Annotated in this window: 26 protein-coding genes; 20 read left to right on the forward strand and 6 right to left on the reverse strand. The window is 36.5% G+C overall.

Annotation, left to right across the window (positions count from 1 at the left end):
- Position 1 precedes the first annotated feature (1 nt).
- The 6 genes from EO113_RS01160 (at position 2) to EO113_RS01180 (ending at position 4,650) form a co-directional block, all read left to right on the forward strand.
- On the forward strand, positions 2-781 hold the full coding sequence (locus tag EO113_RS01160; protein WP_009352774.1) for a class I SAM-dependent methyltransferase: 780 nt from the start codon (positions 2-4) through the stop codon (positions 779-781).
- A 1-nt stretch (position 782) separates the two neighbouring features.
- The gene (gene miaA, locus EO113_RS01165; RefSeq protein ID WP_127135307.1) at positions 783-1,730 is read left to right on the forward strand and encodes a tRNA (adenosine(37)-N6)-dimethylallyltransferase MiaA; all 948 of its coding nucleotides are present in this window, start codon (positions 783-785) and stop codon (positions 1,728-1,730) included.
- A gap of 1 nt (position 1,731) precedes the next feature.
- Positions 1,732-2,973 (forward strand): methionine gamma-lyase family protein, encoded by a 1,242-nt coding sequence (locus tag EO113_RS01170; RefSeq protein ID WP_127135308.1) that lies wholly within the window; start codon positions 1,732-1,734, stop codon positions 2,971-2,973.
- 280 nt (positions 2,974-3,253) lie between these two features.
- Entirely contained in the window at positions 3,254-3,409 is a 156-nt protein-coding gene (locus EO113_RS08080; protein WP_164723725.1) for a hypothetical protein, read from the forward strand.
- Between the two features lie 120 nt (positions 3,410-3,529).
- Entirely contained in the window at positions 3,530-4,078 is a 549-nt protein-coding gene (locus tag EO113_RS01175) for an ECF transporter S component (protein WP_127060873.1), read from the forward strand.
- Positions 4,075-4,650, forward strand: a complete 576-nt coding sequence (locus EO113_RS01180; RefSeq protein WP_206168639.1) for a shikimate kinase — start codon at positions 4,075-4,077, stop codon at positions 4,648-4,650. The genes EO113_RS01175 and EO113_RS01180 overlap by 4 nt, the downstream gene beginning before the upstream one ends.
- Positions 4,651-4,852: 202 nt before the next feature.
- Here the strand turns inward: EO113_RS01180 and EO113_RS08295 are convergent, their stop codons facing one another.
- The 3 genes from EO113_RS08295 to EO113_RS01195 form a co-directional block, all read right to left on the reverse strand.
- A complete protein-coding gene (locus tag EO113_RS08295; protein WP_127060870.1) occupies positions 4,853-5,179 on the reverse strand; it encodes a transposase in 327 nt (108 codons plus the stop codon).
- A 96-nt stretch (positions 5,180-5,275) separates the two neighbouring features.
- A complete protein-coding gene (locus EO113_RS08215) occupies positions 5,276-6,235 on the reverse strand; it encodes a transposase (protein WP_240633645.1) in 960 nt (319 codons plus the stop codon).
- A 74-nt stretch (positions 6,236-6,309) separates the two neighbouring features.
- Positions 6,310-8,067 (reverse strand): IS1634 family transposase, encoded by a 1,758-nt coding sequence (locus EO113_RS01195; protein WP_127060867.1) that lies wholly within the window; start codon positions 8,065-8,067, stop codon positions 6,310-6,312.
- Between the two features lie 351 nt (positions 8,068-8,418).
- Here EO113_RS01195 and EO113_RS01200 point away from each other — a divergent pair, with 351 nt between their 5' ends.
- The 6 genes from EO113_RS01200 (at position 8,419) to EO113_RS01225 (ending at position 13,971) form a co-directional block, all read left to right on the forward strand.
- The gene (locus EO113_RS01200) at positions 8,419-9,441 is read left to right on the forward strand and encodes an iron ABC transporter permease (protein WP_127060865.1); all 1,023 of its coding nucleotides are present in this window, start codon (positions 8,419-8,421) and stop codon (positions 9,439-9,441) included.
- Positions 9,438-10,232, forward strand: a complete 795-nt coding sequence (locus tag EO113_RS01205) for an ABC transporter ATP-binding protein (protein WP_127060862.1) — start codon at positions 9,438-9,440, stop codon at positions 10,230-10,232. Before EO113_RS01200 ends, EO113_RS01205 begins: the two co-directional genes overlap by 4 nt.
- Positions 10,233-10,247: 15 nt before the next feature.
- Positions 10,248-11,195, forward strand: a complete 948-nt coding sequence (locus EO113_RS01210) for an aldo/keto reductase (protein ID WP_127060859.1) — start codon at positions 10,248-10,250, stop codon at positions 11,193-11,195.
- Positions 11,196-11,212: 17 nt separating this feature from the next.
- A complete protein-coding gene (locus EO113_RS01215) occupies positions 11,213-12,280 on the forward strand; it encodes an ABC transporter substrate-binding protein (protein WP_127060856.1) in 1,068 nt (355 codons plus the stop codon).
- Positions 12,281-12,298: 18 nt separating this feature from the next.
- Complete coding sequence (locus EO113_RS01220; RefSeq protein ID WP_127060854.1) at positions 12,299-12,811, forward strand: hypothetical protein; 513 nt, start codon at positions 12,299-12,301, stop codon at positions 12,809-12,811.
- Positions 12,812-13,005: 194 nt separating this feature from the next.
- Complete coding sequence (locus EO113_RS01225; RefSeq protein WP_127135309.1) at positions 13,006-13,971, forward strand: ISL3 family transposase; 966 nt, start codon at positions 13,006-13,008, stop codon at positions 13,969-13,971.
- A 231-nt stretch (positions 13,972-14,202) separates the two neighbouring features.
- Here EO113_RS01225 and EO113_RS01230 read toward each other — a convergent pair whose 3' ends face one another.
- Positions 14,203-14,850, reverse strand: coding sequence for a DNA-binding transcriptional regulator (locus EO113_RS01230; protein ID WP_127060849.1), 648 nt, complete (start codon positions 14,848-14,850; stop codon positions 14,203-14,205).
- A 381-nt stretch (positions 14,851-15,231) separates the two neighbouring features.
- Here EO113_RS01230 and EO113_RS01235 point away from each other — a divergent pair, with 381 nt between their 5' ends.
- The 6 genes from EO113_RS01235 (at position 15,232) to EO113_RS01255 (ending at position 20,782) form a co-directional block, all read left to right on the forward strand.
- Complete coding sequence (locus EO113_RS01235) at positions 15,232-15,432, forward strand: hypothetical protein (RefSeq protein WP_164726289.1); 201 nt, start codon at positions 15,232-15,234, stop codon at positions 15,430-15,432.
- 318 nt (positions 15,433-15,750) lie between these two features.
- Positions 15,751-15,924 (forward strand): hypothetical protein, encoded by a 174-nt coding sequence (locus EO113_RS08085; RefSeq protein ID WP_164726290.1) that lies wholly within the window; start codon positions 15,751-15,753, stop codon positions 15,922-15,924.
- A gap of 194 nt (positions 15,925-16,118) precedes the next feature.
- Positions 16,119-17,180: a tRNA 2-thiouridine(34) synthase MnmA gene (gene mnmA / locus EO113_RS01240; RefSeq protein ID WP_127135311.1), complete on the forward strand. Its 1,062-nt coding sequence runs from the start codon at positions 16,119-16,121 to the stop codon at positions 17,178-17,180.
- A gap of 11 nt (positions 17,181-17,191) precedes the next feature.
- Entirely contained in the window at positions 17,192-18,991 is a 1,800-nt protein-coding gene (gene lepA / locus EO113_RS01245; protein ID WP_062403449.1) for a translation elongation factor 4, read from the forward strand.
- Positions 18,991-20,151 (forward strand): radical SAM family heme chaperone HemW, encoded by a 1,161-nt coding sequence (hemW, locus tag EO113_RS01250; protein WP_164726291.1) that lies wholly within the window; start codon positions 18,991-18,993, stop codon positions 20,149-20,151. Before lepA ends, hemW begins: the two co-directional genes overlap by 1 nt.
- A 40-nt stretch (positions 20,152-20,191) precedes the next feature.
- Positions 20,192-20,782 (forward strand): nitrite reductase, encoded by a 591-nt coding sequence (locus EO113_RS01255; protein WP_127135312.1) that lies wholly within the window; start codon positions 20,192-20,194, stop codon positions 20,780-20,782.
- 519 nt (positions 20,783-21,301) lie between these two features.
- Here the strand turns inward: EO113_RS01255 and EO113_RS01260 are convergent.
- Together EO113_RS01260 and EO113_RS01265 are read right to left on the reverse strand one after the other, a co-directional pair.
- Positions 21,302-22,255, reverse strand: coding sequence for an Abi family protein (locus EO113_RS01260; protein WP_127135313.1), 954 nt, complete (start codon positions 22,253-22,255; stop codon positions 21,302-21,304).
- A 199-nt stretch (positions 22,256-22,454) separates the two neighbouring features.
- A complete protein-coding gene (locus tag EO113_RS01265; RefSeq protein ID WP_127135314.1) occupies positions 22,455-22,814 on the reverse strand; it encodes a hypothetical protein in 360 nt (119 codons plus the stop codon).
- Positions 22,815-23,397: 583 nt separating this feature from the next.
- Between EO113_RS01265 and hrcA the strand changes: the two genes are divergently transcribed.
- Together hrcA and grpE are read left to right on the forward strand one after the other, a co-directional pair.
- Complete coding sequence (hrcA, locus tag EO113_RS01270) at positions 23,398-24,411, forward strand: heat-inducible transcriptional repressor HrcA (protein ID WP_127135315.1); 1,014 nt, start codon at positions 23,398-23,400, stop codon at positions 24,409-24,411.
- Between the two features lie 11 nt (positions 24,412-24,422).
- Positions 24,423-24,926: a nucleotide exchange factor GrpE gene (gene grpE, locus EO113_RS01275; RefSeq protein WP_127135316.1), complete on the forward strand. Its 504-nt coding sequence runs from the start codon at positions 24,423-24,425 to the stop codon at positions 24,924-24,926.
- The last annotated feature ends 38 nt before the right edge of the window (positions 24,927-24,964 follow it).

Consider the following 24,964-nt stretch of genomic DNA (forward strand, 5'->3'; position numbering starts at 1 on the left):
TATGTATCTTATTAGCACAAGTTCAAAGACAAATGCATATCTCATTGAACAGGCTAAGGATCTAAGTCAACTCCTGCAAATGCCCTATGTGCCGCGTAAGCATCAGTCCGTGGAAGAATTATTAGATGCACATCATTGTGCGGGTGCCTTAGTAGTGACCAAGGAAGGTCCTTCTTTTGTAACAAAAGAGGGAATACCTCATCAATTTCATCTATCTATGGCACATTTGCGCTTGTTAGAAATCGACCGTGGACATACAGACCATCTTCTGCGAGCTATCGGCTATGAAACGGCCACATCTGTTTTAGATTGTACTGCCGGCTTAGGATCCGATAGTGCTATTATCAGCTATGGTTGTCCACAGTTAACACGTCATACGGCTATTGAAGGACATCCTATCTTGGGGTATATCACCAATTATGGATTTCGACACTTTCAACATAAGAATCCAAGCGTAACAGAGTCGTTGCGCCGTATTCAACTGGTCATTTGCAATTATCAGGATTTTTTAAACCAGATAGAACCTAATCGGTATGATGTTATCTATTTGGACCCTATGTTTGAAAATCCTGTTTATGAAAGTCCTCAATTTCAGCAGTGGCGTGGTCATTTACTAGAATCTAAGATACATCCAGATATTGTAGAACTCGGCTTGGAAAAATCGAAACGTTTGGTCATTAAAGAGCGCAAAGGCAGTCGTCTATTCAAAGACATACCACCTATAGAAATGGTAGGTGGTAAATATAGTTCCATTGCCTATGGTATCTATGAAAGGAGGTAAGATGAATCAGTTAATCACTATTTTGGGGCCTACCGCAGTAGGGAAAACAGCCCTTACCTTGCGGATGGCAGAAACCTTACAATCTCCCGTATTATCTGGGGATGCATACCAAATCTATAAAGGGTTGACCATTGGCACTGCCAAACCTACCCTTGAAGAATTGAACAGAGTGCCTCATTATTTCATCGATACCCATGAGCCTAATGACTCGTATAGTGTGGCAGAGTTCAATACACAAGCTAACACTGTCATAGATGCTGTTAACAAAAATGGTAAGATCCCCATTTTATCCGGTGGGACAGGGCTGTATGTGCAATCCTTGCTCGAAGGATATTACTTTTTAGATGTGCCTCGCAATGAAAGTTTACGCCTTGAATTAGATAACATTTTTGATACCTCTGGATTAGAAGGTTTGCAAGCCTATGCTAATGAATTGGCTGAAAAAGAAGGTCTTACCTTACCATTTCAAGATAAACATCGCCTATACCGTGCGATCGAGTGTGTCTTAGCTGGTGAGGGACATGCCTTATTAACGCCATCAAAAGAAGGATTAGTCTTTCATGGTCCTGTCATCGGCTTAGAACGGTCCAGGGAAGAACTATACGAACGGATTAATCTTCGAGTAGAGTATATGGTTCGAGATGGCTTATTCGAGGAAGTAGAACACCTATTAGATGCTGGGGTAAAAGCAGATTCGCAGGCTTTCAAAGGCATTGGATATAAAGAGATTATTCCTTACTTTCACGGGGAATATTCAAAAGAACGAGCTATTGAATTAGTCCAACAACATACACGACAATTTGCAAAGCGGCAAATTACGTGGTATAAAAGGATGCCATATATTCAGTGGATTTCTATCACTCCGAATCGCAGTGAAGAAAGCATTTATGAGGAAGCTATGGAGCTGGTTAAAACTAGTTTTGAGTTTTCTATACATAGAAAGGAATAGAATGACTGTAGAAGAAATCCGTCAACAGGCTCTTGAGTTAGCTGAAAAAGAGTTCAAAAAATTTGAGCCTGTGGCGTTATATAATACAAAAAAAGTACTGGAAGCATTTAAAGAATGCCAGCTTTCAGATTATCATTTTAATGGCACCAGTGGCTATGGTTACAATGATGTGGGTCGTGAGAAACTAGACGAAGTATTTGCTCACGTATTTAAAGGAGAACGTGCCATCGTCCGTCCTCATTTTGTGTCCGGCACCCATGCATTAGCCACCACATTGCAAGCTATCTTAGGAAACGGGGCGAAAGGAAAAGAGTTTGTCTATGCTGTAGGGCAACCATATGATACGATGCAATCCGTCATTGGTGCATCACGCCATGTGCCAGGATCATTAACAGAGCAAGGTTTCATCTATAAAGAAGTTCCTTTGGTGAATAACACTTACGATTTAGAGGGCATTCGCCAAGCTGTTACAAAAAACACTCGTGTAGTGGTCATCCAACGTTCTAGAGGGTATAGTACGCGAGAACCTTTATCTGTAGAAGACATTGGTATCATTGTGAAAGCTGTAAAAGAAGTGAATCCTGAGACCATAACCTTTGTGGATAATTGTTATGGTGAATTTACAGAAACTAGAGAGCCTCTAGAAGTAGGAGCCGATATTATGGCAGGCTCCCTCATTAAAAATGCTGGTGGCGGTATTGCGCCTACCGGTGGCTACGTGGTAGGTCGAGATGACCTAGTGGAACAAGTGGGGTATCAGTTAACAGCTCCAGGCTTAGGAGACCATATGGGATCCTACGCACCGGGATATCGCTTATTCTTCCAAGGACTATTCTTAGCACCACATGTAGTATTACAAGCTCTAAAAGGGGCAGTCTATACAGCAGCGGTGGGAACCTTATTGGGATATGAGGTATTTCCAAAAGTCGATGCACCACGTTTTGACTTGATCCAAGCTATTAACTTACATGGACCAGAAGAAATGGAATACTTCTGCCGTGGTATGCAAGCCTATAGCCCTGTAGATGCCCATGTACATCCAATCCCAGGAGATATGCCTGGCTACGAAGATAAAATTATCATGGCAGGTGGAACCTTTGTACAAGGATCTTCCATTGAACTAAGTGCAGATGGACCTGTACGACCACCGTATACCATCTTTATGCAAGGCGGACTTGTGTTTGAACACTCCATGCTAGGAATCTTGGGGGCTGCGGAAGAAATATTAAAACATAGAGGGTAGAATATTTTTTTACTAGTATGGAAAGGGGGACGATGTGAAAGAAAGAATGGATGGAGATTGTCGGTTCGATAGTAGCCTTACTGCTAGAAGAAATCTCTCAATATATATCCGTTGTGACACGTGAAAAGTATGAAAACAATATTGAAAGTGTACGTAGTATTAGTAATTGTTGTGTTTATCGCCAAAATTTACACAGGGTTAGATTGGAATTCATGGATTAATGGCTTTGTTGTTAGCTATGCAATTACAATTATAGCTAAATTCATGGGTGGTGATAAGGATGCCTAGAGGTGGAGCACGAGAAGGTGCAGGCCGTAAAGTTGGGTGGCGTAAAGGATATAGCGAGGCTAAACAAGGTCATCAAATCCGATTGCACGAAGATGAATGGGAAGTCGTTAAAGCATTTGCCAACTTAGTAAAACAAGATATTTCTTAGTTATATAATGAAAATGGACACCCATTAAAATTAAAAATCCCAATACTCACATTATAAATTACATCTGTTTATTTTGAAATATTATATATTTAATATGCTATAATCTTATAAGAGGTAATTATGAATAAAAATAATATACAAAAACTGTCAATAAGTGCATTGCTACTGTCTATAGGGCTTTTTCTTCCATTTCTTACCGGACAAATACCTGCTATTGGCAGTATGCTTTTGCCGATGCATATACCGGTGTTGCTGTGCGGATTTATTTGCGGACGGAAGTACGGTTTTGCACTGGGCTTTATCCTTCCTTTATTTCGTTCCTTCCTTTTTGGGATGCCGCCCGTCTATCCTGTTGCAATATCAATGGCATTTGAAATGGCAGCCTATGGCAGTGTATCAGGACATCTGTTTTTTAAATCCTCTCTAAAGGGATTATATAAAATTTATTATGCACTTATTAACGCAATGATTGCAGGAAGGGTGATATGGGGATTATCACAGCTTGTTTTACTTAATGTAAAGGGAACAGGTTTTACCCTGTCGGCATTCCTTGCGGGTGCATTTGTTAATGCAATACCCGGTATAATAATTCAATTAATACTTATTCCGCTGATAATCACTGCACTTTCCGGAGCAAAATTATTAAAATTCAGGAATACCGGTATATGATTATGCTTATAAAAGATATTTATTCGGTTATAGATACAATGATTCTAAAAAAATCCGATTTAATTATCGGTATAGACGGAAGATGCGGAGCCGGTAAAACCACTCTTGCAGATATACTTGAAGAAAAATATAATGCCACAGTTTTTCATACTGACGATTTTTATCTTCAAAAACATCAAAGGACAGAGGGAAGGCTTCTTGAAATCGGAGGAAATATAGATTATGAACGCTTTGAAAATGAGGTTATTAATAAACTGATTTTCAAGGAAAATATTTTATACCGTCCCTTTGATTGTAAAATAATGGACTTTCCAAAATCCGGAGAATGTATAAAGCGGTATTCAAATATCAGTGTGATAGAAGGAAGCTATTCTCTGCATCCAAGATTTGTTAAAATCTATGATCTTAAAATCTTTTTGGATATCACAGTGGAAAGGCAGCAAACCCGACTTTTCATTAGGGAGGGAGCCGATAAACTGCAGGAATATAATAAAAAATGGATTCCTAAAGAAAAGGCATATTTTAATAAATTTAAGATAAAAGAGAATTCAGATATTATCGCTATTATTTAGAATTAAATTCCGGCCGCAAAAATCAGATTTTCTTATCATGATCTTTTATGCTGATTAAAAAAAGCCTAAAGATATATTTTGGTTAGGGTGTCAAAAGCAGATATTTATACGCCCACTTTCCTCTCCTAAATTATTTTCGAGTGAAAATTTATTGTATTATTTATGATATTGCTTTATATGCAGGGGTATCTTCCACTATTTTCTAGGCTATTGCCAGATTTTGGGCAGACTGTCCCCCTATGCGTCGGTTATGTCTTAACAGCTTGTTAAAATTATATGTCCCGATCTTGAGCAGAACGAATTGCCTAGACCTCAGGTATCCGAATGTCGGTATATCATCTATACGAAAACGTCTGCGCAGTACGGATGGAATTCCTTCTACTGCGTTCCGCTTTTTCGTCAATTGTATATATTTGTCTGTGGATAATTTTTCCATGTATCGAGCTCTTTCTGCCATGGTGGCCGAAACATGAACTGCGTAGTTTTTCCTTTGAGGTTTGCATCTGCAGGTTTCCGCCATAAGCTCCATCGGTAATCATGATTTCGGGTTCGGCATCTTCTGCACGACGTTCAAGATATTCCTTGAAAAAGGCACTGTCACTGTGTATGTTTTGCTCATACCCAGTCATGGTAATGAGGCTGTCACCATTTTCGCCAACCGTTTCAACAAGATTACAGACATAGCCTTTATGATTTTTGCCCGCTTTACTCCGATAGGTTGCATCCGGATCCGATGGATTCTGAAGACTGGATGCAGTAATTTCATTTTTGTTTTTGGGCAGAGTTTTCCGTCCACATCGCTCTTGCTCTGTTCAGCAAGAACAGGTATGAGCAGCTGATACTCAGAAAATTCATACCAGGATTCATCTGACATGAGTTCTTTGACTTTTTCGGCCTCTTGAAGTGCTTTCTCTAAACGGGGCATGACATCGTCACTCTTGCAATAGTAAATGGCCCGGTTGTAGTCATCTTCATTCAGGTAATGCATAAGGTCAGCAGCGATCAATTCCTCGTTACCAAGTCTGTGGATCAGACGAATGGCATTGGAAGTGCTTTGATATATGATTTCAAGCCGAGACATACGTTTGCATCTGGATGCGATCATCAGACTGTCCATGCGCTTGATATTGGAATTGAGGTTCATATATTTATCATATACATCTGCCAGATGCATCATTTCCTCTTCAAGGAGGTTACGGCCTGTTTCCATTTCATAGTTGTAAAGTCGTTCGCGGAAACGGCTGAACGTCCTGTCACTGACAGGCTGTTCCTTTAAATGTGTGGTGTGAAGTGCATACTGATAGCGGACGTCACAACAGATAGATTCAACAAGTTCATCATCAGTAAGGCCGTTATTTTCTTTGAGTATCAGACTACCAACCGTAAAATTAACAGGTGTATTTGGCCTTGATGCGCTATTGCAACTATAAAGTACAGAAAAACGTTCTTCATTAATTGCCGGAAAGACAATATCGGCAAAATCTTTACACCAGGAATTCATGATCATCTTTTGTGTTCTTGGCGTTTGGTTTATAAAACTGTCATGCAGGGTAATCTGCTGATTTTGATTTGGCTTAAAAGACATATCGGAACACCTCTCATTTGATATGTCTCTATTATACTACCTGACTTCCGTCGTTTCTCTCAAAACCTAGTACTCTAGTTATCCAAGAGCATGCAGTTTTGAAAGAAATTGTCGACTTCAGCTTTTGTTAAATAGAGGGCATCAAGGTTACTAAAACCAACCAGTTTTTTAATCTTTTCGTTAATAGCCTGATCTCTTGATATATTGATATATGTATTATCACCTTTATTTACCACCCTAAAATCACGCATAAAGTTGATCAAGTCATAAGAGTTTATTTTATTCTTGAAGCACTTGATTTCTAATACTCTTAAAAGAAACAAGCTAAGGTAGCATATCAAAAAATGCCCATAGATTGTTTCTTTTTTCTGTAAATAAACAGGTCTTGCATCCAGGTATGATTTTGTAAGTCTAAAAGATTCCTCGATCTTCCATAGGCTATGGTATGTTTTATATACCTGTAAAGGCTCCATATCTATCTCGGATGTCACTAAAAGATTATATCCTGCATATTTAAGGTCTTCATCAATCTTAGATTTATTTAAATCTATTATAGGCTTTATTGTCTTGCCTGCACTATCTTTAGTTATAATATCTACATATTTAGCACAATCTCCAAGTTCATCTTTTGCTATATTTTTGTATGTAGAAAACTTTGAAGCTTTATCAACCATCTTCATTATTTCAAGCCTTTGTTTCTTTGCAAGGTTAGGATTATAAGAGACGATACGCTTTTCCTTTACAGAGAACCTTGTAACACTTTCTTTTCCTGTTTCCGGATCAATCTCTTTAAAACTGTAATCAAAGCTGTCAATACATGATTTAAGACGAAAAGATATATTACCTTTTTCATCAGTGTAGTTAGAAAAGACATTTGCGTCATTTTCAAGTAGAATCCATTTCTTTTCCTTTTCACTTAGATTCTTACCATGTATTGATTTTGAGAATATATAGCCGTCATTAGCTTCTTTAGCGGCAGTATAAATATTTCTTGCACAATTAAGGCCTTTATCAGCCACCTGTATGGTCTTACCTGATACGTTATGTCGTTGCTTCATTTCTTCAATAACTTTTCTGATATATGGTTTTTCCGATTCATTTCCGGGATACATTTGCATGGAGACAGGTACCAGATCAGTGTCTAAAAGTAAAGCTTGCCCTATTATCGGAGAGTGCCTATTCTCTTTTGAAGGTCCCTTTTGCTTGTCATCGCTAGGAAGATCAATTTCAAAGTAATAATTAGTACAATCGAAAAATACATTGCTTAAATCTCTTTTAAAATATTTTTCATAAGAGTGATTAAATAAATCAATGTACTTTTTATAAGACTCTCCTATGAAAGAACACCCGTCATATACTTGGTCTTCAGAGATTGTTGAGCTGCCATAAAGGTATGGAAAGACATGAGAGGCTGCCTTTGACTTAGAGCATGGTGATATAACCCTTGCATAAATAAGTTGAGTAATTAAGTCAAATACAGAGAACTGAAAACGCATTTGAGAAGCAATTATATCAATAGTTTCCTTAACATCAAGCTCATCAATTAATGAGTAGAGCAAGAAGTGTCCTATATTAAGTTCAACAGGGGTAAAAAATGCACGAGGACGTGATTCTTCAGAAAGAGCTTTTGTTCTATTTTCATTTTGATCTTTTACATAGTCGCTGTAAAATTTAACAGGATCCGGAATCTCACCTGAAATCAAATCCTCAACATAACCAAAAGATTTTACATTTTTTGTTCTCGGTTGCTTTTTATCCTTATCCCAAAATGATTCATACATCTGAAGATAAGTCCCTTTTTTCTTCTTTTCTTTTCTCAAAAAATAAGCCATAACCACCTCTAAAATAAAAGTACTATGAAGTACTATGGTTATAACATACTTTAAAAATTTAATCAAATTTTTTGAAATATTTTTTGTGCAAGAAAAGCCTTTAAAATAAAGGGTTTAAAAAAATTGCGTAAAATTAAATAGGCTATTAGAAATTTAAAACGTCGGAACTTTCATAGTACTTCGACGGAAGACGGGAGTGAAATTTGGCTTGACAATACAGGGCATAGGAAATATAATTGATATAGATTATCACATACAAATTTAAAGTAAATCAGTTCTTAACTTTATTTTGATGTTAAAAGGTTTTATGATATCAAAAGATGTTTACTATTAATTAGAAAGGCTGGATAAATGGGAAAAGGCATCTTTAAAAATAAAAAATTATGCATATTGGTTCTCTCTGTATTGTTATTGCTTTTAATACTAACTTTTATTTGTTTAGGAAGATATCCAGTTAGCCCCCATGAAGTATTTATGATTATATACAAAACAATAACTGGAGATGTTAGTGGCTTAGATGCACATGTAGCAAGCGTAGTGATTGACATAAGACTACCTAGAATACTTATGGGAGTTTTAGTAGGCGCTGGGCTATCGCTGGCAGGGGCAGCATATCAAACTGTTTTTTCAAACCCATTAGTTAGCCCAGACTTACTAGGAGTGTCTTCAGGAGCAGGTTTTGGGGCAGCTTTATCTATATTATTATCTCAAGACATGATAGTAACCCAGCAGGTTTCTTTGTTTTTGGGGCTTTTAGCAGTCTATATAGTTTTAAACCTATCTAGGGTAAAAAAACGAACAGATTTGTATGTATTAGTTTTATCTGGAGTAATTGTAAAGTCACTATTTGATGCTTTAATATCATTTACTAAATATATAGCAGATCCAGAAGACAAGCTTCCAACTATTACTATGTGGTTGATGGGAAGTTTAGCAAGTGTATCCTATAGAGATGTTGCTATTTGTTCAATAATAATAATACCCTGTATTTTCGGCTTCTTCCTCTTAAGGTGGAAATTGAATCTTTTATCTCTAGATTCTGACGAGGCTAGGTCTTTAGGAATTAATGTAAAAAAATTACGTATTGGGGTTATCTTATTATCAACATTGATAACTGCAACTACAGTTTCTGTATGTGGAATTATAGGATGGATAGGTTTAGTAATTCCCCATATGGCAAGAATGGTTATTGGAAATGATAATAGGTACCTTATTCCAACTTGTTGTGTTATGGGTGCAATTTATTTATTGTTGATAGATACCCTTGCAAGAGCAGTTACAAGCAATGAAATTCCTATTTCGATATTAACAGCTATTATAGGAGCGCCATTATTCGCTACTATACTTAGAAAAAATTCAGGTGAGAGAAGATGATACTACAAGTTAAAAATGGTACTTTTTCATATGGTAAGAAAAAAATTTTAAAAGATATTTCATTTGATTTAAGAGAAGAAGAAGTAATGTCCATTCTTGGGCCCAATGGGGTGGGCAAAACTACTTTGTTAAGGTGTCTTATGGGATTTTTAAAATGGGACACGGGAAAAGCCTTGCTTTTTGGCAAAGATGTAAATGAATATGGTGAAAAAGAATTATGGGAAAACTTAAGCTACGTTCCTCAAGCTAAGAAGAGTGTCTTTAGTTATGGGGTTTTAGAAATGGTTGTGATGGGCCTAGACAAGGAAAACAGCTTTTTCCATATACCCACGAAGGAAGATTATGAAAAAGCTTATGAAGCTTTAAAAGAATTAGGAGTTGAAAAGCTATCAAATAGATACTGTGATGAGTTATCCGGGGGAGAGCTTCAAATGGTTATGATTGCGAGAGCTCTTGTTTCTAATCCAAAACTGCTTATTTTAGATGAACCCGAGTCAAATCTGGATATGAAGAATCAAATTAGAATATTAGAAGCAATTAAACATATAAATGTAAATAAAAAATCTGCTTGCATAATAAACACTCATTTTCCCGGTCATGCATTGCAGATATCTGACAAAACCTTGTTTATCGGTAGTGACTACAAAAAAACCTTTGATGAAAGTTCAAAAACAATTACTGAAAGCAACTTACAAAAGTATTTTGAGGTTAAAGTTAAAATTTTAAATTTTCAAGCAGAAGAAATTGAATACAAAACAATAGCACCATATAAAACTATTGAGAACCAATAAAAGGAGGTTAATGATTTGGAATATAGAAAATTAGGATCTACAGACATACAAATTTCAAGGATATCTATGGGAAGTCATCACTTAAAGAATCCAGAAGATATAGATAAACATGCAGAAAATTTCTTTTATGCATATGAACAAGGAATAAATTTTTTTGAAACCAGCGATACTTATGGAAATAATTGTTCAGAACTTATATTAGGTACAGCAATAAAAGAAATGAAGAAGCAAAAAAAACCATTTTATATTATGTCAAAGACGCATGCTGGAGACTCTAAAACATTTCGAAAAAACCTTGAAAATTCTTTGAAGAATTTAGGAATAAGTTGTATTGACTCTTTTACTTGTCTTTGGGGTGTAAAATCTTTTGAAGAATGGAGAGGAGCTAAAAGCTATGGAGCCATAAGAGAGATGGAAAAAGCAAGAGAAGAAGGGCTTATTAAGCATATTACTTTTTCTTCACACTTAAAAAATAAAGAACTAATTAAGATGATAGAGGAGTATAAATTTGATTATAGCTTACAGGGTTTTAATATAATTAATTCCAAATACAGATTAAAAGGAATAATGAAGACTTATGAAAAAAAGATAGGTACAATAGCTATGAACCCGCTGGCAACAGGAGACTTGTTGTTTTATAAAGATATTTTTAACGCTATTCGTATAAAAGAAGACCAAACTTTGGTTCAGGCGGCATATGCATATGTTTTGTCCTTTCCTTTTATAGATTCTGTACTTGGAACCTTTAATTCAAGAGATGAAATTAATGAAGCAATTAAAACCCTATATCAAAAACCATACTCTGCAAAAGAAAGGGGTGAACAAGAAAGCAAATTAAAAGAAAGAATTAATCAGGTTGATTTAGAAAGAAAGATAGAAGTTGGTAAAGCTCTTAGACAAAGACCTCATATATTAAGAGAAGAAGTTGCAGATTTGTTTAGAGTTTATCCACTAAGTATATAATTTTCAAAGGAAGAAGAATGAAAAAAAGTATTAGTTTATTATTCATTTTAGCTTTAGTCTTAATTTTAAATGCTTGCTTCGGCAACTCTCAAAGCAATAAAAATGAAACCAGTGAAAACAATCAAAGCGGATATTCGGTTACTGATGTTAGAGGAAAAACGATTAAATTTGAAAAAGCACCGGAAAGAATTGCAACGGTAGATAAGCCTTTTCCGTCTATAATATATGCAATTGATGGAAGGACAGATAAAATTGTAGGAAGTAACCCATCTTCTATTAAGGCCCTTGAGGAAAGTGTTTTAAAAAACATGTATCCAGAACTAGCTAATGCGAATACTAAATGGGTTTCAAAAGACTCAGTTGTTAACGTGGAAGAGTTATTGAAGCTAAAGCCAGATGTTGTGTTTATTTATTCAAATGGTAAAAAAGAAATTGAAAAAATGGAAGCGGCAGGACTTAAGGTAGTAGCTTTAAAGAGGGCAGAATTTGACAGTATAAAAGAAAATATAAAAATAATATCTGAAGTACTTAAAAAGAAAGAACGTGGCGACTTATTAGTTGAATATATGGACAAAGGAATTAATGAAGTAGCATCAAAGTTAGCTGAAATAAAAGATGAAGATAAACCAAAAGTTGTAGAGTTTTATAGTGACATGAAAATAGCTGTAAATCAATACAACCATTGGATGAACCCAAGTGGAGCTTATAATCCGGCCCACAAGCTTGAAGGTAAATTAGCTGAAGTGGACATGGAGCAGATGCTACTATGGAACCCTGATATCATTTATTTAGGAAATCAGTCAGACTTAATGCCGGAAGACTTTATTGAAAATAAGCAGGAAGGTAGAGATTGGTCAATAATTAATGCTGTAGCTAATAAACAAGTATATAAAATTCCTATAGGTGTTTATAGGTGGGATCCACCCGGGGTTGAAACTCCGCTTATGGTTAAATGGGCTGCAAAAATCCAGTATCCACAATTATTTTCAGACATGGACATGGAAGTAGAGTTAAAGAAATATTTTGAATATGTATATGATTACACATTATCAGATGATGAAGTTGCTACAATATTGCGTAAGTAGTTAAATGGAGGAGAAAGAATGAATAAAATAAAAGTATTAGAAAAGGGACAAGAATTAGAATATAGCTTTGATGATTTACTAAACTATCATGGCGTAGGTTATCCTGGGGGAGTAGCTCATGCATTTCAGGTCATGAGCAGAGCATTTCCACTTTTAAATGATGGGAAATTATTAGAAAGAAGAGAGATATATCTGATTACAGCATTTCCGGGACCAGGAGGGATAGATGCTTTTGAAATGGTAACAAGATGCGTAACAGATGGTAGAATTTCTGTTGACATTAACTTAAAAGAAGCTGAAGGAATCTTAGAAAGTCCTCATGGAAGATATTATTTTAAATTCAAATATAGAGATAAAACAGTTGTTATAACCATAAAACCAGGCTTTGTATTAAAAGAATTTGTTGAATTAGCAAGAAAAGAAGATAGAAGTGAAGAAGAAGAGGCTACTTTGGTTCAGATGAAAAAAGATATGGCAGCAAGACTATTAGCCGCCAAGCCCGAAGAAGTATATGACGCAAAAGTTCTATAAAAGAAAAAGGGGCTGTTGCAAAAGTCCCATCATAGAAAAAGACGAGGAAATATAAAAATCGGCTCTATAATAAATGTTGGGGCTACTCATATAAGAGTAGTCGCCAACATTTTTTGTTGCAATAAAATAGACATATACAAACTCATACCGTATCATTAAAAGCAACCAAACCATTAAGAAAGGATGAGTCATATATGTCTAACGTCAATTATACAGAAATTGTCTTTAAAATTAAAGAGGAACATATTAAATATATGAAAGTTAATGAAGATGGTTCTATTCACTATACACTTGAGATGCCGGTAGCTGAGCAAGTATGTCCACATTGTGGAGCAAGCACTAGAAAGTCTAAAGGTAAACGTCCGAGAGAGGTTAAGTTTGGTACTGCACAGCATCACAGAGTGACTGCTACCTACTTACAGAGACGTTACAAGTGCCAGGAATACAATCATACTTTCATAGAAAAGAACCCTTTTATTTGCCGCTATTTGCGACTCAGTAAAACTAATATGGAGTATCTATTTAGACAATTAGGTGAAAAAGGATCCTACACTGAGATGGCTAAACGCAGTGACGTCTCTGTATCTACAGTCATTCGGTATTGCTCTAAATTAGCCATTCCAAAGCCTACACAATTGCCTACTGTACTGGGTATCGATAAATATAAAGGGAATGCCGAAGGTCAAATGTACCAAGTTATCATAACCGATTTAAACAATCATTCTATCGTAGATATTTTACCTAAACGAAATACGCAAGCTCTTATCCAATACTTCAAAACCTTTTCTAAAGAGGCTAGAGAACAGGTTAAATACATCATTATGGATATGTCTCCATTATTTAGGTTAGTGATGCAAACGGTGTTCCCTCACGCGCATATTGTAGCAGATCGTTATCATGTGTGTCGCTTGGTCGATTGGGCTCTTGAGCGTGTACGCAAGCGTGAGCAAAAGAGGCTAGTGGCACATTCTAGAACACTCAAATATAACCGAAGGGTTCTTATGAAGAACCCAGGTAAATTAACTGAAAGCGAGCGAATAAAGCTGTTAGAAATATTACGTATATCCGATGACCTACGGCGTGCATATGGGCTTAGATTAGCCTTTAGAAAGATATTTAAGATATACAGCATACCTAACATAGAAAGATATATACAATAAGCCAAAAGAATAGCACTAGCTATTTAGATAGCTAGCGCTAAGAACTTTTTATATGAGTAGCCCCCACATTTGACAAAGCATCTATAAAAACAATTTCAGCTTTCGTTGACTTATTTTTATTTCTATTTTTTATCTGTACTGATTCTATGACAGTACATGCCTAAAGTGGACAGAGAGAGCGCGCGATTCAAGAAATTACTAATCATTGCAAATCGGTATTCTTATTATAGATTACGCATTTGCAAGTTTTCTCGACAAGAATGGCACAATAGAGCCTTTATTTTCGATATACTCTTCTATGTCTTCTGGCGTCATTAATAATAATCTAATTGACCATTTATGCATAAGGTCCAAATCGAAGCTGAATTGCCACAGTTCACGCATTCGACACATTCTTTCAATTCTATAAAGAAGAGTTTTAAAGATATATCTTTCTACATAGAGTGGCGGTGTACTTCTTCCGTATTCCCAATTCTCAAAACTTCTGCTAGGAATCATAAGGAAGGAGGCAGCCGTCTTTCTTGTTAAACATAATGATTCCCGAAGATCCTGAATAGTAGGTAATCCAATAATATACTTATACAACCACCAACAAAATTCAACAGCTTTAAATTCGACATATTTGTCTTTGTCTTTTCCTTCCTTTTCAATAAATGACTCATATGTGTCATAATCTTTGAATACTAAATTAGACATACAGTCAAAATAATGGTCTACGATTCGACCACCTTCAGCACAGATATATAAACTACTAGATTCATTCAAATACTCTTTTAATAAACTATCTTCAATTTCATTATGTAACTCTAACAATTCTTTTTTATATTTTAAATCTTCTACAGGCTCGAGACTTTCAAAAAACTCTTTGATTAACTTCATAGACATTACCTCTTTCTTTAAAATATTACGCTATCTAAGTAATTTATTTATCTATAATATACTGCTATCTAATATAGATGTCAAACTAATCACTTGTTTTTCTCATCTCAGATGGTATGTACAAAAACATTTTATAACTAACTAGGATTAGGTCTCATCAATGTGAAAGGGCTAGACCTGGTGCTATTACTAAAGAGATCCACTAAGAAGTTACATACTAGAAAAGATAAACGTGCATTAGGAAGATCGATTGGTTAACGAGTAGCTAGTGTAGATGAACGGACTGAGTTCGGTCATTAGGAACTAGACAGTGTTCGTGGTATCAAAGATAAAGAAGGTAATATTTTACTTACCTTTGAAAAACGAAAAAGCCGTTTATATGTGGTTTTGCGATGTACTTCAGCAAAAGCTGATGATGGGAAAGAAAACTTGAAAGAATGGTTGCTTTCAGTCCAAAGCAAATTACCATTGCTCAAAGTATGTCATACAATTACTGCAGATAACGGTCGAAAATTTGCTAGTATTTCAAAGTTGGCAGCATTGGGCATACAGGTATATTATTCCCATTCTAACTCTGCCTAGGATCGTGGCTCTAATGAACTCCATAATGGATTACTGCGACGATGCATTCTTAAAGGGACTCCCATAAAAAGTGTTCCCGAAAGTGTCCTAAACAATTCTGTAGCTTAGTGAAATACATTACCCAGAAAGATTTTGGGATATGAGTCTCCAGTGGATGCTTTCAAGAGGAATTTAAGTTTTAAAAAAATTTTGAACAATTTTATATATGTGTTCAATTTTTAATTTCAATTTAAGAAAACAAGATATTAATAAAGCGAGAGAAAAGTTAAAAGAATTAGAATTTTAAGTACATTTTCTAAAAAATGGAGGGATGATACTATGATGGATATGCCGTATTTCTTAGAAAATGAAGAATGGTATACGGAATATAGAGATGGAAGAGGGCGAGTGAAGTTTAAACTAACAGACAAAGCTCCTAAAAAAGCGATAGAATCATATTATAAATATTATAAAACTTTAAAGTACGCAGAAAAACATAATATTAATCTCTAAACCACTTTTCTATATAAGTGGTTTTTCTATTAGTTATCATAACCGATTTGAGCTATCATACGTTTAAGTGATTGTCACACTCCCCTAAAATACGATATAATATATTGATATGTATAAGTATAATTTTTTGTTCAATTATACATCTTCAGACTTTCAATCTGTTTTGATGTATCAATTTGATGGTAGGAGATAATATGGACAAAGTATATGCAGTAGCTATGAGCGGTGGCGTAGATAGTTCTTTAACCGCTTCAATGTTATTAGAACAGGGGTATAAGGTATTTGGTATTACCTTGCGTTTGTGGGTCAGCGACACGGAGGAAGACGAAATTCCCCAAGCTGTGGTGGATGCGAAGAAGATGTGCGATTTTCTTGGCATTGAACATCATGTAGTAGATGCGAAAGATATTTTCAAAGATAATGTAGTAGATTACTTTATCACGGAATATTCCAATGGTCGTACACCGAATCCATGCGTGTTCTGTAATCGCAATATTAAATTCGATTTGTTATTACAACGTGCCTTATCCTTAGGGGCTACACACATGGTGACAGGTCATTATGCGCAGGTTATGTACAATGAGGCAGCACAGCGGTATGAATTACATAAAGGTGACGATCCAACGAAGGATCAAAGTTATGTATTGTACACATTAACTCAAGATATTTTAAAACATTTAGTCTTTCCTTTGGGGAATCAACCAAAAACGAAAACTCGCGAAATGGCTCATGAAAAAGAATTGCCTGTATGGGATAAACCAGATAGCTTAGATATCTGTTTCTTGCCGAATCACAATTACCAAGGGTTTATCGAAAAAACATCGAAATCGAAACCTAAATCAGGGCGTATTATCCATGAAAATGGTGAGGTGTTAGGCACGCATAATGGATTATACAATTATACAATTGGACAACGTAAGGGCTTGGGCATTGCCTATGCATATCCTCTCTATGTTGTGAAATTAGATGGCGAAACGAGTGAGGTTATCGTAGGTCCTAATGAAAGTTTATTCTCTCGCACGATGTTGTGTAAAAACTATAACTTCCTAGACGGAGTTGTGCCCACATCATTACAAGCAGAAGGTAAAATTCGGTATGCCGCGAAACCATCACCATGTACTGTTACTTTCACAGAGGACGGTACTATGAAAGTTGAATTTACGGAACCACAACGCGCCATTACACCGGGGCAATCTGTCGTATTCTACGAAGGAAGTCGAGTTCTTGGTGGTGGTGTAATAGATATTGTTTGTTAGAAAGGGAAGTCATGAGTACATCACATATTCGTAATTTTTGTATCATTGCTCATATTGACCATGGTAAGTCCACGCTGGCGGATCGTTTAATCGAAGAAACTGGGTCTTTGACGAAACGAGAAATGCAAGCCCAAGTCTTAGACTCCATGGACCTAGAACGGGAACGGGGCATTACGATTAAAGCCCAATCCGTTCGTTTATTGCACACTGCAAAAGATGGACAAGAATATACATTAAATTTAATCGACACACCGGGTCACGTGGACTTCAGCTATGAAGTATCACGTTCCTTGGCAGCTTGCGAAGGAGCCTTGTTGGTAGTTGATGCTGCACAAGGTGTTGAGGCACAAACTTTGGCCAATGTCTATTTAGCATTGGAACATGATTTGGAAATCATTCCTGTCATTAATAAAATTGATTTGCCAAGTGCAGATCCTGAACGTGTGAAACGTGAAATTGAAGATGTTATTGGATTAGATGCATCCGATGCTATTCTGGCCAGTGCTAAGTCTGGCATTGGTATTCAGGATATCTTAGAAGCGATTGTAGAGAAAATTCCTGCACCACCAGATCATTCTGATAAACCAGCACGTGCCTTAATTTTTGACTCTCGCTTTGACTCCTACAAAGGTGCCATTGCATACGTGCGTGTACAAGAAGGTTCTTTGAAAGTAAAAGATACCATCCGTATGATGCACAGTTCTAAGGATTTTGAGGTCACTGAATTAGGTGTATTTACACCGCATCTGTTGCCAGTCCAAGAATTACCATGTGGCTCTGTAGGCTGTGTGGCAGCAAGTATTAAAAATGTTCGTGACTGTCGTGTAGGGGATACGATCACAAAAGCAGATAATCCAGCTGAAGAACCATTACCAGGATACCGTAAAGCCGTGTCCATGGTATATTGTGGTCTATACCCAACAGATTCCAAAGATTATGAAAACTTACGGGATGCCTTAGAAAAACTAAATTTAAACGATGCTGCTTTAGAATACGAAGCAGAAACATCCTTGGCACTAGGTTTTGGATTCCGTTGCGGTTTCCTTGGACTATTACACATGGATGTCATCCAAGAACGATTGGAACGGGAGTATAATCTATCCTTGATTACGACTGCTCCAAGCGTAAACTATAAGGTATACAAAACAAATGGGGAAGTCATCGAAGTGGATAACCCTGCTAAATTACCGCCACCAACTGAAATTGACTATGTAGAAGAGCCATATGTAAAGGCTACCACTATCGTTCCTAAAGATTATGTGGGGGCCATTATGGAACTTTCACAGGACAAACGTGGGGAATACATCAGCATGGAATACATTGATGAAAGCCGTGTATCTATCGTATACCACTTGCCGCTAGGGGAAATCATTTACGATTATTTCGATAAATTGAAATCTGCTACGAAAGGCTACGCATCCTTGGACTATGAATTGATTGGCTACCAACAATCTCCAATGGTGAAAATGGACATCTTATTAAATGGAGATCCTGTCGATGCCTTGAGTATTATTGTTCACAAAGATCGGGCTCAATTACGTGGCCGTGCCCTCGCTGAGAAATTGAAAGAATTGATTCCACGTCAAAACTTTGAAATTCCAATCCAAGCGGCAGTAGGAACAAAAATTGTAGCTCGTGAAACGGTAAAAGCTTGGCGTAAAGACGTATTGGCAAAATGTTACGGCGGTGATATTTCCCGTAAACGTAAATTGCTAGAAAAACAAAAAGAAGGTAAAAAACGGATGAAAGCTGTAGGGTCTGTAGAGATTCCACAAGAAGCATTCATGGCGATTTTGAAAGTAGAAAACTAATGAATACCACTCGTATTCCAGTAGGTCACAGGGGAATGTATATCCACATTCCCTTTTGCCGTCAAAAGTGTACCTACTGTGATTTCCCTTCGTACCAAGGATTAGAAGACTATTTTGATGTGTACGCCTATACGTTGCGCCAAGAGATTGAATCTAGTCAATCCCTGTTAGGAACAGAGCCTTTCGATACGATTTACTTCGGCGGTGGAACACCGACTGTATTGTCCATCAAGGAATTGAATCGTATATTAGAGACAGTGTACAAAACATATACGGTTAGCAGTGATGTAGAAATTACCATTGAGGCTAACCCTGGTGAAGTGGATGCACAATACCTGAAACAATTGCATGAACTAGGAATTAACCGCATTAGCTTTGGTGTGCAAACATTTCGTGATGACCATTTGCGTGTATTGCACCGAACCCATACGGCAAAGATGGCACAACAAGCAGTTCTAGATGCCTATGAGGTAGGGTTCCGCAATATTAGCATTGATCAAATTTATGGATTACCCCGACAAACATTGGAAGATATTTCTTATAATCTAGAAGTCATTCAGTCTTTGCCCATAAATCATATCTCTATCTATGGCCTGCAAGTGGAACCTAGTACCTTATTACATCGCCAAGTTATGGATCATTCGGTCATATTACCGTCTGAAGATATATGCGAACAGATGTACGACTACCTTGTAGAAGGGTTAGAAAAACAGATGTTCGATAGATATGAAATTGCTAGTTTTGGTAAAGATGGAGCTTTCAGTCGTCATAATATCAAATACTGGCATGGCGCTGATTACATCGGCTTTGGTGCTGGTGCTCATTCCTTTGTTGGGAATCGGCGCTTTCAGAATACCCCTTACGTGGTGCCTTACATCCATAAAATTGAAATGGGTGAAAGTCCATGCATTGAGGAAGAAATCATCACTAGCCCTCGTGACTATGAAGATTTTAGCTTTCTTGCGTTGCGCACGAAGTGGGGATTAGTACCTAGTTTGTTTGAAAGTCGATTTAATTTAGACTTTCACAATATATATGGATCTGTTGTAACAGATCTAATACGTAAACAATTGCTTGTTTATGAAGATGATGCATATCGTCTCACTAAGGAAGGGGCCAAGCACGGCAATTATGTGTTTAGTCAGTTCCTTACGTCCTAAGTAGGAATGTACGCCCATACAGTTAATTTAGGAGAGTTTTATGAAAACAGCAGTTATTTTACATGCCTTATTCAGTGAGTTCACATACGAACAAATGGAGGCAATTTTTAGCCTAGCGAAAGAACATAGCGGAAAGTTCCGTATCGTTCCTACAGGCATTCAAATTTATGACATTACAAAAGAACAAAAAGAATCCATCTTAGAACACTTACCAGATGGAGTGGTGCAAGTACAACATAAATCGGTGAACTCCATCGTGGCATGCAGAGGTACAGATGGATGTAGCCATGCCTTTATGGAAACCATTCCGATGGCGACCATGGTAGACCAAAAACACTACGGCAAAGATATGCCGAACAAAATTCGCATCGGCATCAGCGGTTGCCCACGATGCTGCGCTGAATCCATGATTAAAGACATCGGCCTAGTGGGAAAACCAAATGGCTTTACCTTAGTAGCAGGTGGCACAAGCGGTGCCTTACCTCGAAAAGCAATTACCTTGCTAGAAGGATTATCCCCGGAAGAAGCAGAGCAGAAAATCTCAGAGCTTTTAGAATGGTATAGCACTAATGCGAAGCCAAAAGAGAAGTTTGAACATGTATTACAACGATTGGGGAATCCGTTCCAGTAAAACGTCACTTGTGATGCTATGTAGCCTGTGGCTAACTAAACTAAATATATTAAAAGGAAGAGCACGGTATACTCCTCACAAACGGTATTTCATAATGTTTGAAGTCGTCACTTCTTCTGTTATGTAATCTTGTGGCTATTGACTAACTAGCAAAGGGAAACGAGCAACATATTCCTCCAGAAACTGATACAGTGGTTAGGTTTCCTCCGGAACATGTTGCTCGTTTCTAGTTATGTGTGATTTAGGTAGTAAGGGGAGCCACAAGATCTGCTACGCATAATGGTGTTCCTCAAGGGGAAAAAATTAGTAGAGTTTGCTACTAAGGAGTCGCCTAACAGTTTTACTGAACTACATGTTGCTCGTTTCTTGTGTATACGTGATTTAGGTAGTAAGGAGGCCACAAGATATGTTACGCATAATGGCGTTCCTAAGGAGAATATGAGTACGATAACACATAAAAAGACCAGTACGAGTTACATGCTTGATGTCTTGTACTGGTCTTATTAATGAATATAGATATTATTTTGTTGTTATGTTAGGTGTATTATGATGCCAATCATTTGGAAAACCTAATCGTTTTGAGATATCATTAATGCTTATAGATGTAAGTCGTTTTTCTAGGATGTTAAATTGTTTTCTTATAGTATTTTGAAGAGTTGCATATTCATGATGGCTTAAGAAACAGTGTAAAGATATCATTACAGAATATGGTGAGTTTCTCAATTGATTGTGCTTAATGTTAAAGGCTTTATGCAAAGGAGCCCAATATTTAGAATCTCGTTTACATTTTGAATCAAGTAAACGATTTGTATGCGCACAAATATTTCTAATATCATTTATATTTTCAACAAATGATATCATAACCTCAGGAGGAAATGGTGCTGTGGTAGAAATATGCTCTTCAATAAAAGTGAATAAGTCTTTAGAGATTATATTTTGGAGTTTTTTAGTACTATTTATTAGAATATGTTTCAAACAACCAAAATCTAAAAAATTTATTAGTACCCAGATAGGAACATCGTTGTAAGTGTTAATATAATGAGCAATGCTATTATTAGGTTTAGTTTTATACTTAGAAATTACATGAGATATTCTAGAAATACTTTTAATAGATTCAAGGGAGCGAGTTTTGTCGTAGCAATTTATATCTAAATATGCATAAGGAATTGTAGAATATAGTTGGGAAAATCTATGTGATAAAATTGCCTTTAAATGAGTTTCCATAGCTATTATAGCTTCAAAAAATGCATGTTTTATTTCCCGTTCGAATACAAAAAGATGTGTAATTTCATCGAATGTTGAGCCATTGGTATATTGTTCTTTATTCCTCGGAAAAAACTTACCGTACCCATTAATAATGTTATAGTAGTTTTGGGTTAATAAGTATTTTTTTGCATGCTTTATATCTTTTATTAGTAAACCTCTATCCTTTAATAGTTTTATCTGTTGAACGATTGATAGAAATGGTTTCAAAAAAATAACCCCCTCTATATAATAGAGGAGGTTACTTTCCGCACAGGTCCCCGTAGGGATTGTTGCACTAATCTTGCCTCTATTATACTGAATGAAGAAATATATGTCAATTTTAATTACTACTAATTCTTATAAATGGAAACATAGGAATTATGTATTATATTACATCAAATGCGATATCTTAGGTAATGAGAGTAAATTAACGGATAGTTTTATAGTACACCCCAGCTTTTGGATTAGTGATACGTAGTTTAAGCGGTTCTTCATCATTAATGATGTATAACGTATCTTCTTCAAGTCCAGTCCATTCTAATGATATGGAAGTTTCACCTGTAGTGATACCAAGTTCTTCCAAGGGTGGAATATACAGCAGTCGTAGTCCTTTAGGTAGGAGCGTACTGCTTTTTTTTATGAACTGTAATTGTTCTCCGTGTTTTGCATAGTCCAATATGTGTGCTAATTCGTTATGATGATCTTCGTTTATTAAATCATGAACTTGTGCTTGCTCGACATGTACAAAATTTTCAATGTCATCACGTTGTAATACAATAAATTTCATATACTACCTTTCCTTTATAGAAATCATTAATCTAAAACAAGATTAAGCTAAGGCCTAGCATCTTACAAAGCCTAATATCTTAATAGTTACCAATATTTAATCTTAATATCATTATACTATCAATTCTATGACGATACAATTATAAAAGGGAGTATACATCGATTAAATCTCACACCGAGTAGATGCGTTAGTGAGGTATGTCTATATAATGCACTATGTAAGAGCTAACGTAGAGGATCACAGCAACGCTCGCCCTCAAACTTCCACCAGATTGGATGCGTTGGTGAGATATGTTAAGCTAATGGGCTAATTGATGACAACCCTAGAAGAGCACGGCATGTTCCGGAGCAAACCTAACGAAGTATCAGTTTGCGGAGGAATGTGCCGTGCTCTTCCCTTTGCCCGAATCAGACCATGAAATACCTCACCAAACCAGACAATCAAAAAGTTTGTTTTTTTGACTAATACGGTATTTACTGAACTTTCACCAATTTTTCACTTGACATATGTTGTAAATGTGATACTATATATCTTGTAGTTAGCACTCAACCTTAGTGAGTGCTAATAATAACGAGGTGATACTATGGATGAAAGGAAAGAGCGCATTCTGCGTGCTATCATTCAAGATTACATTAAAACAGCGGAACCTGTTGGTTCTCGTACCATCGCAAAGAATTATGATTTAGGCATCAGTCCTGCGACGGTACGAAATGAAATGGCTGATTTAGAAGATCTTGGCTTTCTTGAACAACCTCATACATCAGCAGGTCGGATTCCTTCGGCAAAAGGCTACCAGTACTATGTAGACACTTTACAGGAGTTTGAAGACGCTGCTGCTGAAGATATTCCTGTAATTCAAGAGTTATGGCAGACTCATCAACAAGAACTTGATGATTTTTTTGTAGAAATAGCAAAACTTATTTCTCGTATTAGTCATAATGTGAGTATGTTTTTAGCTCCCGCCCATGATTCATCTACTATAACCTATATCCATGTTCTTCCTATCGATGAACATAGAGCGGTCATGGTGGTGGTAACGAATACAGGTGCTTTGGATAATGAGCCAATTTATTTTACAGAACCTATTAATAAAGAAGAATTAGCTATGCATGCACATCGCTTTAATAGTGTACTTCATGATGTATCCATCCAGGATATCACGCAAGAAAACTTAGACAAAATGCGGGTAACTTTAGATTTACAAGATACAACGTATGTAGTTTTTTGTGACACATTATATCGAGCCATTGCTAAGCGAAAACTATTCTATACAATAGGAACTACATCCTTATTAGAACAACCAGAGTTTAACGATATTAAACGGGCCCAACCACTGTTAGCCTTATTGGAACAACAAGATGAATTAACCCAATTATTAACGCCAAACTCTAGTAGTCCTATCGATGTAAAAATAGGTCACTCCAACGAACTGGTGAAAGATATCAGCGTTATCCAAGCAAGTTTCAATGTTCCTCATCAAGTAGGTACCCTCGCTATTGTAGGGCCTACACGAATGGAATATGGCCGTATTATGGGTATCCTAGCCTATATTAATAAGTGCATGGAAGAATTACAAGAACAGAAAAAGAAGCTGTAAAGAGGTGAAGTATGGAAGAAAATAAACAAGAAGAAACAGTCACTCCTGAAGTGGAAGTTTTGGAAGAAGAAGCTCCTGAAGCAGTAGACCCTACGAAAGAATGGGAGCAACGATACATGCGTTTGCAAGCAGATTTTGAAAACTTCAGACGTCGTACAAACCAAGAAAAAGAACAATTAGGGGTATTTGTTAAATCTCATGTTATTGAAGGTTTACTCCCAGTATTAGATAATTTTGAAAGGGCACTTTCAGCACCTGAAACGCCAGAAACGAAGGCTTTCATGGAAGGATTTGTAATGATTCAACAAAGCTTGATGGCAAGCCTATCAAAACAAGGATTAGCGGTGATTGAAGCTGTGGGTCAACCATTTGATCCAAATTACCACCAAGCTATCATGCGTGTGCCAGCTGAAGATATGGAAGATGACACTGTGTGTGAAGTATTACAAACTGGCTATACTGTAGAAGGCCGCGTGGTACGTCCAGCCATGGTGAAAGTAGTCCATAACGGATAATTAATTATTATAATTAACATATTAGAAGAAGTATTAGG

This window comes from Veillonella sp. 3913, assembly GCF_003992235.1.
Taxonomy (GTDB): domain Bacteria; phylum Bacillota; class Negativicutes; order Veillonellales; family Veillonellaceae; genus F0422.

Bases quoted from the DNA above. Each gene is read 5' to 3' on its own strand.
- EO113_RS01160 (WP_009352774.1), top strand. From the start codon at position 2: ATGTATCTTATTAGCACAAGTTCAAAGACAAATGCATATCTCATTGAA.
- miaA (WP_127135307.1), top strand. From the start codon at position 783: ATGAATCAGTTAATCACTATTTTGGGGCCTACCGCAGTAGGGAAAACA.
- EO113_RS01170 (WP_127135308.1), top strand. From the start codon at position 1,732: ATGACTGTAGAAGAAATCCGTCAACAGGCTCTTGAGTTAGCTGAAAAA.
- EO113_RS08080 (WP_164723725.1), top strand. From the start codon at position 3,254: ATGCCTAGAGGTGGAGCACGAGAAGGTGCAGGCCGTAAAGTTGGGTGG.
- EO113_RS01175 (WP_127060873.1), top strand. From the start codon at position 3,530: ATGAATAAAAATAATATACAAAAACTGTCAATAAGTGCATTGCTACTG.
- EO113_RS01180 (WP_206168639.1), top strand. From the start codon at position 4,075: ATGATTATGCTTATAAAAGATATTTATTCGGTTATAGATACAATGATT.
- EO113_RS08295 (WP_127060870.1), bottom strand. From the start codon at position 5,179: ATGGAGCTTATGGCGGAAACCTGCAGATGCAAACCTCAAAGGAAAAAC.
- EO113_RS08215 (WP_240633645.1), bottom strand. From the start codon at position 6,235: ATGTCTTTTAAGCCAAATCAAAATCAGCAGATTACCCTGCATGACAGT.
- EO113_RS01195 (WP_127060867.1), bottom strand. From the start codon at position 8,067: ATGGCTTATTTTTTGAGAAAAGAAAAGAAGAAAAAAGGGACTTATCTT.
- EO113_RS01200 (WP_127060865.1), top strand. From the start codon at position 8,419: ATGGGAAAAGGCATCTTTAAAAATAAAAAATTATGCATATTGGTTCTC.
- EO113_RS01205 (WP_127060862.1), top strand. From the start codon at position 9,438: ATGATACTACAAGTTAAAAATGGTACTTTTTCATATGGTAAGAAAAAA.
- EO113_RS01215 (WP_127060856.1), top strand. From the start codon at position 11,213: ATGAAAAAAAGTATTAGTTTATTATTCATTTTAGCTTTAGTCTTAATT.
- EO113_RS01220 (WP_127060854.1), top strand. From the start codon at position 12,299: ATGAATAAAATAAAAGTATTAGAAAAGGGACAAGAATTAGAATATAGC.
- EO113_RS01225 (WP_127135309.1), top strand. From the start codon at position 13,006: ATGTCTAACGTCAATTATACAGAAATTGTCTTTAAAATTAAAGAGGAA.
- EO113_RS01230 (WP_127060849.1), bottom strand. From the start codon at position 14,850: ATGAAGTTAATCAAAGAGTTTTTTGAAAGTCTCGAGCCTGTAGAAGAT.
- EO113_RS08085 (WP_164726290.1), top strand. From the start codon at position 15,751: ATGATGGATATGCCGTATTTCTTAGAAAATGAAGAATGGTATACGGAA.
- mnmA (WP_127135311.1), top strand. From the start codon at position 16,119: ATGGACAAAGTATATGCAGTAGCTATGAGCGGTGGCGTAGATAGTTCT.
- lepA (WP_062403449.1), top strand. From the start codon at position 17,192: ATGAGTACATCACATATTCGTAATTTTTGTATCATTGCTCATATTGAC.
- hemW (WP_164726291.1), top strand. From the start codon at position 18,991: ATGAATACCACTCGTATTCCAGTAGGTCACAGGGGAATGTATATCCAC.
- EO113_RS01255 (WP_127135312.1), top strand. From the start codon at position 20,192: ATGAAAACAGCAGTTATTTTACATGCCTTATTCAGTGAGTTCACATAC.
- EO113_RS01265 (WP_127135314.1), bottom strand. From the start codon at position 22,814: ATGAAATTTATTGTATTACAACGTGATGACATTGAAAATTTTGTACAT.
- hrcA (WP_127135315.1), top strand. From the start codon at position 23,398: ATGGATGAAAGGAAAGAGCGCATTCTGCGTGCTATCATTCAAGATTAC.
- grpE (WP_127135316.1), top strand. From the start codon at position 24,423: ATGGAAGAAAATAAACAAGAAGAAACAGTCACTCCTGAAGTGGAAGTT.